Source organism: Nocardioides stalactiti (assembly GCF_014180715.1).
GTDB classification, from domain to species: Bacteria; Actinomycetota; Actinomycetes; order Propionibacteriales; family Nocardioidaceae; genus Nocardioides; species Nocardioides stalactiti.
The window spans coordinates 1-11,199 of the sequence record NZ_JACEFC010000127.1 but is presented as its reverse complement, the minus strand read 5'-3'; the positions used below and the strand labels follow the sequence as shown (position 1 = coordinate 11,199).

The window sequence follows — 11,199 nt, the reverse complement described above, 5'->3', positions numbered from 1 at the left end:
CGCGTCCTCGACCGGCCCGACCGCCGCCGACGACGACGACGACGAGCCGATCACCGCCGCCGCCGGCATCTACTTCGTCTCCGACACCAGCAACGGACCGCGGCTGTTCCGCGAGTTCCAGGCGGTGACCCCCTCCTCCGACCCCGCGGTCAAGGTGCTCGTCGCGCTGCGCCGGCTGACCGCTGACGTCGGCCCGGTCGACCCCGACTACGAGACTCTCTGGCCGGCCGACTCCTTCGAGTCCGTGCGGGTGGAGGACGGCCGCGTCGTCGTCGTGCTCGGCACCGACCGCGCGCTCGCCCCGACGCCCGTCGAGGCCGAGGGCCGGTACGGCGTCCAGCAGGCCGTCTACACCGCGGAGGCGGCGATCAGCCAGACCCTCCCGGTGTCCTTCGAGTACGACGGCCGGGTCGCCCGGTGGGTGCTCGGCACCCGGGTGGGTGCCGTCGTCGACCGCGACCGGTCCTACGACCTCACCGCCCCGGTCAACATCACCGACCCGGCCGAGAACCTGGCCGTCGACACCGGCGTCCTCCTTGCCAACGGCACCCAGGCCGACAACGTCCGCCGGGTCGACTGGTCGCTGACCCAGAACGGGGTGGTCGTCCGGAGCGGGCGGGCCGTCCCGACCGACATCACCGGCCCCGACGCCCGCGCCACGCTCGGCGCCCCGGGCTGGGAGACCGGGCCCATCGACCTCTCGGGGCTCCCGCCCGGCAGCTACGTCTTCCGCGTCACCACGACGGTCGAGGGGCAGACCTCCGACCGTCCCTCCGAGTTCAGCGACACGCGCACCATCACCGTCCGCTGACCGCACCTCACAGCAAGGATCGAACCCATGAAGCGTCACTCCCTTCCCCCTCAGGCCCGCCTCGCGACGACGGCGGCGCTCGCCGCGTTGCTCCTCGCCGGCTGCGGCGACGACGAGCCCACGAGCAGCAGCGGCGACGACCCGGCATCGACGCCCGCGGCGGAGACCTCCGACGCGACCGAGCCGACGGATCCCGGGTCGACGGACTCCGCGGAGCCGACCGAGTCCGACACCGCGCCCGCGAGCACCATCGAGGTGCCGGTCTTCTTCGTCGCCGACACCCCGGCCGGGCAGGGCCTGGTCGCCGAGGTCCGCGCGGTCGGTGACGACAACCCGCTCGAGGAGGCGGCCGCCCTGGTGACCGCCGGCGACGTCCTCGACCCCGACTACCGCACCTTGTTCCCGTCCGGCTCCTTCGCGAGCGTGACCTTCGACGGGGAGCAGTTCGTCGTCACCCTCGCGGACGACTCCTGGAACACCCGCCCCGCCGGGATGAGCGCGGCCGACGCCGAGCTCGCGGTCCAGCAGCTCGTCTACACGCTGCAGGCCGTGCAGGGCGAGGAGGCGCCGGTCGCGGTCCAGCCCTCGGGTCGGCTCCTCGGCATCGAAGCCGCCAGCGTGGACGCGGCCGACGAGCTCGAGGTCCGTTCGTTCGTCAACGTCCTCTCCCCCGCCGAGGGCGCCACCGTCAGCGACACCTTCACCGCGTCCGGCGAGGCCAGCTCGTTCGAGGCGACCGTCCCGTGGCAGGTCCGCGACAGCTCCGGCGCGAAGGTCCTCGAGGGCTTCGCCACTGCCGAGGGCTGGATCGACGGCCTGTACCCGTGGGAGACCGAGGTCGACGTCAGCAGCCTCGCCCCCGGCGAGTACACCTTCGTCGCCCTCACCGACGACCCGTCCGGTGGCGCCGAGGGCAACGGCCCCTCGGAGGACACCAAGACGATCGTCGTCGAGTAGCCCGGCACCAGCCAGTATCGACGCACAGCGACCCGGCACCAAGAGGTGCCGGGTCGCTGTGCGTGGGTGAAACGGGACCTACAGGATGCCCTGGCGCTTCTCGCCGGCCTTGACGCCCGCCGTACCGGCGAAGCGGGCGACGTAGCCACCCGTCGCGATCTGGGTCCGGTGCCCGTTGTTGGTCACCGTGCAGGTCGCCTTGCCGGTGGCGTCGGTCGTCGCCGTGCAGGCGATGGCCGACCCGTTGCCGGTGAAGAAGGTGATCGTCGCGCCCTGGACCGGGGCCTTCGCGGCACCGGCGGTCAGGGTGGCCTCGAGGACGCCGCCCGCGGTCATCCGCTTCGTCTCGATGTTGGCGTCGGCCTGGGTGATCGTCAGGATGTTGCCGTTGAACGGACCGAACGCGTAGTTCGACGACGCCAGGGTGCCGGCCGTGACGAACAGCGGGTAGTTGCCGGGGTTGGACGACGCGGTCGCCGGCGTGCTGAACGCCGGCGCACCGGTGAGGTCCGCGACGGTGTCGCCGTTCTTGAAGCCGGCGTAGGCCGCGCTGAACGTCGGGTCGGCGGCGCCGTACTCCCGGGTCGCCGCGTTGGCGCTCACCGAGAGGACGGCCTTGGTGACCGCGAGGGTGCTGTCCTTGAACGTGAAGTGGTAGTTCCGCGCGGCCAGTGAGCCGACCTCGAGGTCGATCGGATAGCTCCCGACGTCGCTCGTCTCGTCGGCCACGGTGGTGAGCGACGGGTCGCCGGTCAGGGCCGAGGCGGCGTCGTCGCCGTTGACGTAGCCCGAGACCGTGTAGGTGAGGGCCGGGTTGGCGTCACCGTAGGTCTTCGACTTGGGCTCGGCGGTGAGGGTCAACGGCGCCTTGAGCACGTTGAACTTCACCGAGGAGTAGCCGACGATCTTGTAGTTGCGGCCGGTCAGCGTCCCGCCGGAGCAGGTCGAGGTGTCGATCTGGAGCAGGTTCGCGACCGGCAGCGTCGGCACGATGTCGCGGCCGTCGGCCAGCTTGGTGCAGGTGACGCCGCCGACGTAGATGCCCTCCCAGCCGGAGTTGCCGGTGAACTTCGGCGCCGCGTCGCCGTAGACCTGCGCCCCGGTCACCGCGACGATGACCGACTTGTGGGTCACCGTCATCTTGCCGGCGATGAAGGGCCGCAGGACGTAGTTGTTGCCCGCCGACAGCGTGCCCGCGGCGATGCTGATGTTGTAGTAGTTGCCGACCTGGGAGTCGGGCTTCGCCGTCGTCGACATGGTCGGCGCGCCGGTGAGGAGGGAGGCGTCCTCGCCGTTCTGGAAGCCGGTCACCGTGTAGGTCAACGGCGGGTTGGGGTCGCGGAACTCGCGGGTCTTGTTGTCGGCAACGACCCGGAGGGGTGCCTTGTTGACCGTGTGCCGCATCCCGATGTACTTGGTGATGGCGTAGTCGGGATGGCTGAGGACACCGCCGCTGCAGGTCAGGCCGTCGATCGTGTAGCTGCCCAGCGCCGCCAGTGTCGGCGAGATCGCGGAACCGTTGGTCAGGCCGGTGCAGGTGACCCCGCTGACCGTCACCCCGGACACCCCGGTGTAGCCGGTGAAGGTGGCCGTGCCGCCGTAGATCTGCAAGCCGTTGACGCGGACGGTCACCGACTTGGTGGCGGCGTGGGCCGGCGCCGGGGCGGCAGCGAGGCCGCCGAGCGCCAGGACGGTCGCGATCGGCGCGAGGAGATGACGAATCTTCACAAGTTCCCCCATGTGAACTCAGGATCGAAAAAAACTAACACCGGCTGTGCGGCAGCTGAGGAAAACAACGGGTCCCTTAGTGAGTGCTTAGGTACTTGAACACCACGTCCGCCTGAGCACGGGCGCCCGCGGCGTTGGGATGGGCCGGTACGCCGATCGCCGGGTCGTTGACCGAGGGGCCGAACGCCTCGGCGTAGCGGACGTTCGGCGCCTGGCACATGTCGTGGCCCAGCGTCGGGGTGTAGGTGTCGACGAGCTCGGCGCCGCCGCGCCGGGCGGCGCGGGCGACCATCGCGTTGAGCTTGAGGAACGTGGCGTGCAGGTAGGCCATGTCCTTGTCGGTGATCGGCACGACCGGCCAGCACCCCTTGGCCGGGACACCCGCCAGGTAGTTCACCGCGAGGACCCGCGCCCGGGGCGAGCGCCGGTGGATCTCCTGGAACGCGCGCACCAGCTTGATCTCCGACTTCCGGATCGCCACGGCGAGCCGGTCGACGCCGCCGGCGGTGAAGTAGGCCTTGCAGCCACCCACCGGCAGGGTCGAGGTGGAGACGAGCGGCACTGGCAGGTCCGGCAGTGGCAGCAGGTCCATCGGGATGGTCTCGAGGGGCAGCAGGCTGATGCAGGCGAGCGCCGCCCCGGCGAAGCCGGCGTCGTTGCCGCCGATGCCGACGGTCACCAGGTCGGTGGTCCGCGTGAGCCGGTCGAACTGGGGCGCGTTGGTGCCGCCGAGGGGCAGCGACTGCGGGGCCGAGAAGTGCTCCGTCGTGGCCGACCCGCACGTCGCGTCCCGCAGCTCGCGGACCCCGAGCCGCGCGGCGACGAGCTTGGGGTAGTTGACGTGGGACTGGGCACAGTCGACCGGCACGTGGGTCGTGTCCGGGAGCCCGTGCCCGTCGAGGAAGACCACGTCGGCGGACCACGAGTCGCCGAGCGCGACGTACTCGTCGTAGCGCGGCCCAGCAGCAGCGGTCGGGGCAGCGATCAGGGCTCCGGCCTGCGCCTGCGAGGGGGCGAGGTTGACCAGAGCAGCGATGCTGGCGGCCGCCAGGGCGGCTGAGGCGATCCGGGTGCGCACGTCAGGTCAACGAGTTACGTCCCAACGGGTCACGTGACCTACTGAAGCGTTCTGGTCAGGCCAGGTCGCCGAACTCCAGGTGGTGGCGCAGCTGCTCCAGCCCCGCGACGAGGTGGCGTCCGGCGATGCCCCGCGCCACGAACTCGGCGATCCGGCCCATCACCAGACCCCCGAGCTGGACCGTCATCGTCATCGAGACCTCGGCACCCTGCGGGTGCTCGGTCACCTCCACCGCCATCGTGTGGCGGGTGCCGCGGACCGACGCCCAGGACAAGGTCGGCGGCGTGCTGACGACGCGGACCCGACCACCGACGTGGATCGCTCCGATGTCGAGGAACATGTCCCACTCCTCCGACCCGTCGCCGTTGTCGCGGATGAACTTGAAGCGGCCCAGACCCGCGACCAACGGCAGCAGGACCTGCGGATCGGTCGCGACCTTGGCGACCTCCTCGAACGGACGTCGTACGACGATCCGCTCGGCGGCCGTGGTCGCCATCAGCCCAGCCCCGGCAGCGTCGTCCGGGCGGCGAGAGCGGAGAGCCCGACCTGCATGGTGGAGGTGACGAAGTCGTAGGCATGGTCCCAGTCGGGGTCGTCGCCGAACTTCTCCCGCAGGTCGATCGGCGGCAGGACCTGCATCCGGATCTTGGCCGGCAGCGGCACCGTCGGGAGCGGCAGCATCAGCCACGGGCTGTTGAGCACCAGCGGCACGGACTTGATCCGCAGCAGGGTGTCGAGACGGAGCGCCTTGGCTGTCTTGCGGCCGTCGTTGATGACGATCACCGTCTCCTGGCCACCGGTCGCGACGACCGGCACGATCTTGACGCCGGCGTCGTGGGCGAGCTTGAGGAAGCCCTTCCGGCCGTCGAACACGATCCGGTTGCGGTCGCGGGTCGGCCGGAGCGCCTCGACGTCACCGCCGGGATAGACCAGCACGTTGGCGCCCTGCTCGAGCACCTCGCGGGCGCGGTCCGGGCCGGCCTTGACCATCCCGAACCGCCGGGCGAGGTCACCGATGACCGGCGCCTCCGTGATCACCCGATGGGCGAGACCGACGAGCGGGCGCCCCTCGACCGTGAAGTAGGTGTTGTAGGCCAGCAGGAACAACCAGGTGTCGGGCACGCCGGCACCGCCGCTGTGGTTGCCGACGAACAGGACCGGCTCGTCCTGGGGCACGTTCTCGAAGCCCTCGACCTCGGCCCGGAAGTACAGCTCGAAGGCCAGCCACAACCGCGGCAGCACCTTGCGGATGAACTCCGGATCACGACCTTCGAGGCCGTCGGCGACCCGATGCATCGCCGGTAGTCCGATCCGTGCCATCCCATACCTCCGTCGGTGTCCGAGTCGAACACTAGTCTCTGGCGGGTGCCCCTGCGTCTGACTCGGCAACGCCTGAACCGCACGCTCCTGCTACGCCAGCACCTGCTCGAGCGGGTGGCGCTGTCCCCCACCGACATGGTCCGCCACCTGGTCGGGCTCCAGGCCCAGGAGAACCTGCCGCCGTACCTCTCGCTCGCGGCGCGGCTGACCGACGCCGACCCGCTCGCGGTGAGCGCCCTCCTCGAGGACCGCACCCTGGTCCGGCTGCTCACCCTGCGCGGCACCATCCACCTGCTCACGCCCGAGGACGCCGCGGCACTGCGGCCGTGGGTGACTCCGCGGATCGAGCAGGAGATCCGGGTCAGCCAGTCCGTCGGCGACAGCCGCGACATCGAGCGCAGCCAGGTCGAGGCAGCGCTCCGGGAGGTGCTCGCCGACGGCCCGCTGCCGCAGAAGGACATCGGCGCCCGGCTCGCCGAGCGCTTCCCCTACCCCGCCACCCAGCTGGGCCAGCTCGCCCGCGGGGTCGCACCGCTGGCCCAGCTCCCGCCCCGCGGCTGCTGGAAGGCCTCGGGCGGCGTGGTCTACGACTACGTCGACCGTTGGACGGGCGTCCCGCTGGCCGAGCCCGACGTGCCCGACCTCGTCCGGCGCTACCTGCGCGCGTTCGGGCCCGCGACGGCGGCCGACGTCACCGCATGGTCGGCCGTCACCCGGCTGGCCCCCGTCCTCAAGGGCATGGACGACCTCGTGCAGCACGAGGACGAGGACGGGCGGGTCCTGTACGACGTCGCCGACGCCCCGATCGCCGACGAGGACGCGCCCGCGCCGGTCCGGCTGCTCGGCACCTACGACAACCTCTGGCTGTCCCACGCGGCGCGCGACCGGGTCACCGACGCGGTCGCTCGCAAGTCCTGGATGGGCACCAACGGCGGCATCGGCAACACCCTGTTCGCCGACGGCTGGCTGGCCGGCATCTGGCGCGTCGACGAGGGCCGGGTCGTGGTCGACCGGCTGCACCGCGAGCTCACTGCGCAGGAAGAGACCGAGCTCGCGGAGGAGACGGCACGGGTCGAGGCGCTCCTGTCCGTCGAACCGACCGGGGCGTCGCGCTAGCGCCCGCCCCAGCGCGGGGTCCGCGCCAGCAGCGCGGCGACCGCGGCGACGCCGGCGGTCGACGTCCGCAGCACCTCGTCACCGAGCCGGACCGCCACCGCGCCGGCGCCGACGAGGGCGGCTACCTCGTCGTCGGTGAGCCCGCCCTCGGGACCGACCACGACGAGGATCTCCCCGTCGTCGGGCACGGCGAGGGCGCTCAGCGGCTCACTCGCGTCCTCGTGGAGGACGACTGCGAGGTCGGCCCCGCCGACGAGGGCGAGGACCTCGGCGGTCGCTGCGAGCGGCGGCACCACCGGGTGCCAGGCACGCCGGGACTGCTTGGCCGCCTCCCGCGCGGTGCTCTGCCACTTGGCGTGGGACTTGGCCGCTCGCTCGCCCTTCCAGATCGCCACGCTGCGCGCGGCCCCCCACGGGACGATCCGGGCGGCGCCGATCTCGGTCAGCACCTCGACGGCGAGCTCACCGCGCTCCCCCTTGGGCAGCGCCTGCACCACCGTCACCGTCGGTGTCGGCTCGGTGCGGACGTCGACCTGGTCGACGCGCACGTCGAAGGAACGCTTCGTCGTCGCGCTGACCTCGCCGGTCACGACCGCACCCGCACCGTCGGCGAGCATCACCGACTCCCCCACCCGGAGGCGTCGTACGACGACCGCGTGGTGGGCCTCGTCGCCCTCGACGGTCACCGTCGCACCGGCGACGACCCCCACGAGGGAGGGCACGACGTGCTGCGGGAGCGTCACGGGAGCCGGCGCCGGCTGCTCAGTGGCCCGTGAACGCGTCGCGCAGCCGGCCGAACACGCCCTGCTTGGTGGCGCGCACCTGGGCGGACGGTCGCTCCTCGTCGCGCAGCACGGCGAGCTCGCGGAGGAGCTGCTGCTGCCGCTCGTCGAGGCGGGTCGGGGTCTCGACCGCGACCGTGACGACCAGGTCTCCCCGGCCGCCGCGCAGCCCGGGCACGCCCTGGCCGCGGACGACCGTCTCGTGACCGGACTGGGTGCCGGGTGCGACGTCGAGCGAGAACTCGGTCTGCAGGCCGGAGTCGGCGGCGCCGTCAGCGGCCGCGAGGTCGGCCTCGAGCGTCGGCACGTCGAGGCTGGTGCCGAGCGCCGCGGCCGTCATCGGCAGCACGACGGTGCAGTGCAGGTCGTTGCCGTTGCGGGTGAACGTCGGGTGCGGGGCGACGTGGATCTCGACGTACAGGTCGCCCGGCGGGCCACCGCCGGGACCGACCTCGCCCTGCTCGCTGAGCTGGACGCGGGTGCCGGTGTCGACGCCCGCCGGGATCTTGACGGTGAGGGTACGACGCGACCGGACCCGACCGTCGCCCGCGCAGTCACGGCACGGGTCGGGGATGACGGTGCCGAAGCCGCGGCAGGCGGGGCACGGCCGCAGGGTGCGGATCTCGCCCAGGAAGGAGCGCTGGACGTGGGCCACTTCGCCCTGACCGTGGCAGGTCTCGCAGGCGACCGGACGCGAGCCGGGCGCGGCGCCCTCGCCGTCGCAGGTCGCGCAGCGGATCGCGGTGTCGACCTTGAGCTCGCGCGAGACGCCGAAGGCGGCCTCGGCGAGCTCGACCTCGAGCCGGATGAGTGCGTCCTGGCCGCGGCGGGTGCGCTGACGCGGACCCCGGGTGCCGCCGCCGGCGGTGCCGCCGAAGAACGCGTCCATGATGTCGGTGAACGAGAACCCGGCGCCCTGGCCGCCGAAGCCGCCCCCGAACGGGTCACCGCCCCGGTCGTAGGCCGCTCGCTTCTGCGGGTCCGACAGCACCTCGTAGGCAGCCGTCACCAGCTTGAACTGCTCCTGCGACTCCGGGTCGGGGTTGACGTCGGGGTGCAGCTGGCGGGCGAGCTTCCGGTAGGCCTTCTTGAGGGTGTCGGCGTCCGCGTCGCGGGCGACACCGAGGAGGTCGTACAGGTCCTGGCTCACGTGCTTCCTTGCTTCTCTCTGTCTTCGGGCGGGGTCGTCGTCGGGGCGGTCAGCCCTCGTCGAGGATCCTCGACACGTAACGTGCGACGGCCCGGACGGCCGCCATCGTGCTCGGGTAGTCCATGCGGGTCGGACCGACGATGCCGATCGAGGCGAGCGCGTCGTCGGGGCCGTAGCCGGTCTGGACGACGCTCGTCGACGAGAGCTCCTCGTAGGGGCCCTCGGCGCCGATCCGGACGGTGACGGCACCGCCGCTGGTGGCCTCGCCCAGGAGCTTGAGCAGGACGACCTGCTCCTCCAGCGCCTCCAGCAACGGCCGGACGGCGGAGTCGAAGCTGTCGCCGAAGCGGGCGAGGTTGGCGGTGCCGGCGACCGCTATCCGCTCGTCGGAGCGGTGGTCGCTCATTGCGTCGACCAGCGTGTCGACGACGACCTTGGTCACCGGTGCGGGCGGCAGGTCGCCGGCCAGCAGCCCGTGGAGGGCGGTGGCGGCGAGCGCGATCTGCTCGCCCGTCGCGGCGAGGTTGACCCGCGACCGCAGCGCGGCGAGGTCGTCATCGGCCAGGTCCGCGTCGAGCTCGACGACGCGCTGCTCGACCCGACCGCTGCTGAGGATCAGCACCAGCAGGAGCCGCGACGGCGTGAGCGCGACGATCTCGACGTGGCGCACGGTGGACCGTGACAACGTCGGGTACTGGACGACCGCGACCTGGCGGGTGAGCTGCGAGAGCGCCCGCACCGACCGGTGGACGACGTCGTCGAGGTCGACGGCACCGTCCAGGAAGGTCGCGATGGCGCGCTTCTCCGCGGCGCTCATGGCCTTGACCGTGGTCAGCCGGTCGACGAAGAGGCGGTAGCCCTTGTCGGTCGGGACCCGACCGGCGCTCGTGTGCGGCTGGGCCAGGTAGCCCTCGTCCTCGAGCGCCGCCATGTCGTTGCGGATGGTGGCGGGAGACACGTTGAGACCGTGCCGCTCGACCAGCGCCTTGGAGCCGACCGGCTCCTCGGTGGCGACGTAGTCCTCGACGATCGCGCGCAGCACGGCGAGCCTGCGGTCCTCCTGCATCTCGCCTCCTCGCGGGTCGTGCGCCGTGCCCGGTCTGGCACTCGGATCACCGGAGTGCCAAGAATACCGCCCCCTCCGCTCCCTGGCGCACCCGTCGGCGCGTCGTCATGGAAGAGGGGAGCCGGGATCTGCTGGCAGACGACGCCGCGGGCGCGAGTAGCGTCCCCGCCATGCCGTTCACCGAGATCGCCGACCGGGTGTGGGTCGCCCACTACGAGTTCATCGACCTCAACATCGGTCTCGTCGGCGGCTCCCGCGGGCTGGCGGTCGTCGACACCTATGCGTCGGGGCCGCTCGCGCGGGACGTCATCGACGACATCCGGGCGCTCGGCGCCGGCGAGGTCGTGGCCGTCGTCAACACCCACGAGCACTTCGACCACACCTTCGGCAACGGCACCTTCCGCCAGGAGTACGGCGGCACCCTGCCGATCCACGCCACCGAGGAGGCGGCGGCGCGCACCGTCACCAGCGGCGAGCAGTGGAAGCAGAAGTCGGAGGCCGACGGGTACGACGACCCGCGTCTGCCCGACATTCGCGCGACCGAGGTCGTGCCGGCCGACCACACGTTCTCCTCCGCCGCCGTCCTCGACCTCGGTGACCGCGCCGTCGAGCTCGTCCACCCCGGCCGCGGACACACCGGGGGCGACCTCGTCGTCCGGGTCCCCGACGCCGACGTGCTCCTCGCCGGCGACCTCGTCGAGCAGTCCGGCCCGCCGGCCTACGGCGCCGACTCGTACCCCCTCGACTGGCCGCTGACCCTCGACCTGGTCGCCCAGCTGATGTCCCCGGCGACGGTCGTGGTCCCCGGCCACGGCGCTGTCGTCGACCGGGAGTTCGTCTTCGACCAACGGGCCGACATCGGCGTCGTCGCCGAGACCATCCGCGACCTCGCCACCCGTGGGGTCTCGGTCGCCGACGCACTCGCTGCCGCCGAGTGGCCCTTCCCCCGGGAGCGCCTCGCCGACGCCGTCCGCCGCGGCTACGAGCAGCTCCCCCGCAGCCAGAAGCGGCTCCCGCTCATCTGACCCACGAACCCGCACCCTTCGGTCGACGAACCCGCACCCTTCGGTCGACGAACCCGCACCCTTCGGTCGACGAACCCGCACCCTTCGGTCGACGAACCCGCAGTCTCCCTGCAGGTTCGCCGACCCAACCCTGCAGGTTCGCCGACCCAACCCTGCGGGTTCGTCG

General features: G+C 72.1%; 11 protein-coding genes. 4 read left to right on the top strand and 7 right to left on the bottom strand.

Annotation, left to right across the window (positions count from 1 at the left end):
• Window positions 1-811 (top strand): hypothetical protein (locus H0487_RS19280; protein ID WP_183095855.1); only part of this gene is annotated, 811 nt, incomplete at its 5' end.
• A 27-nt stretch (window positions 812-838) separates the two neighbouring features.
• On the top strand, window positions 839-1,768 hold the full coding sequence (locus H0487_RS19275; protein WP_183095854.1) for a Gmad2 immunoglobulin-like domain-containing protein: 930 nt from the start codon (window positions 839-841) through the stop codon (window positions 1,766-1,768).
• A gap of 78 nt (window positions 1,769-1,846) precedes the next feature.
• Here the strand turns inward: H0487_RS19275 and H0487_RS19270 are convergent, their stop codons facing one another.
• From H0487_RS19270 to H0487_RS19255, 4 genes are all read right to left on the bottom strand, one after another.
• The gene (locus tag H0487_RS19270) at window positions 1,847-3,496 is read right to left on the bottom strand and encodes an MBG domain-containing protein (RefSeq protein ID WP_183095853.1); all 1,650 of its coding nucleotides are present in this window, start codon (window positions 3,494-3,496) and stop codon (window positions 1,847-1,849) included.
• Window positions 3,497-3,572: 76 nt separating this feature from the next.
• Complete coding sequence (locus H0487_RS19265) at window positions 3,573-4,574, bottom strand: SGNH/GDSL hydrolase family protein (RefSeq protein ID WP_183095852.1); 1,002 nt, start codon at window positions 4,572-4,574, stop codon at window positions 3,573-3,575.
• A gap of 55 nt (window positions 4,575-4,629) precedes the next feature.
• Window positions 4,630-5,070 carry a hypothetical protein gene (locus tag H0487_RS19260; RefSeq protein WP_183095851.1) on the bottom strand — a complete coding sequence of 147 codons (441 nt, stop codon included), beginning with the start codon at window positions 5,068-5,070 and terminating at the stop codon, window positions 4,630-4,632.
• Window positions 5,070-5,894 carry a 1-acyl-sn-glycerol-3-phosphate acyltransferase gene (locus tag H0487_RS19255; protein WP_183095850.1) on the bottom strand — a complete coding sequence of 275 codons (825 nt, stop codon included), beginning with the start codon at window positions 5,892-5,894 and terminating at the stop codon, window positions 5,070-5,072. Before H0487_RS19255 ends, H0487_RS19260 begins: the two co-directional genes overlap by 1 nt.
• A gap of 45 nt (window positions 5,895-5,939) precedes the next feature.
• On the opposite strand from H0487_RS19255, the gene H0487_RS19250 reads away from it, so the two are divergent.
• Entirely contained in the window at window positions 5,940-7,010 is a 1,071-nt protein-coding gene (locus tag H0487_RS19250) for a winged helix DNA-binding domain-containing protein (protein WP_183095849.1), read from the top strand.
• On the opposite strand, the gene H0487_RS19245 is transcribed toward H0487_RS19250, so the two are convergent.
• The 3 genes from H0487_RS19245 to hrcA are packed head-to-tail and all read right to left on the bottom strand — an operon-like array spanning window position 7,007 to window position 10,008.
• On the bottom strand, window positions 7,007-7,753 hold the full coding sequence (locus tag H0487_RS19245) for a 16S rRNA (uracil(1498)-N(3))-methyltransferase (RefSeq protein WP_183095848.1): 747 nt from the start codon (window positions 7,751-7,753) through the stop codon (window positions 7,007-7,009). The genes H0487_RS19250 and H0487_RS19245 overlap by 4 nt on opposite strands.
• Before the next feature lie 19 nt (window positions 7,754-7,772).
• Window positions 7,773-8,942 carry a molecular chaperone DnaJ gene (gene dnaJ / locus H0487_RS19240; RefSeq protein WP_183095847.1) on the bottom strand — a complete coding sequence of 390 codons (1,170 nt, stop codon included), beginning with the start codon at window positions 8,940-8,942 and terminating at the stop codon, window positions 7,773-7,775.
• Window positions 8,943-8,991: 49 nt separating this feature from the next.
• A complete protein-coding gene (gene hrcA, locus H0487_RS19235) occupies window positions 8,992-10,008 on the bottom strand; it encodes a heat-inducible transcriptional repressor HrcA (RefSeq protein WP_183095846.1) in 1,017 nt (338 codons plus the stop codon).
• A gap of 170 nt (window positions 10,009-10,178) precedes the next feature.
• Here hrcA and H0487_RS19230 point away from each other — a divergent pair, with 170 nt between their 5' ends.
• On the top strand, window positions 10,179-11,033 hold the full coding sequence (locus H0487_RS19230) for an MBL fold metallo-hydrolase (protein ID WP_183095845.1): 855 nt from the start codon (window positions 10,179-10,181) through the stop codon (window positions 11,031-11,033).
• The last annotated feature ends 166 nt before the right edge of the window (window positions 11,034-11,199 follow it).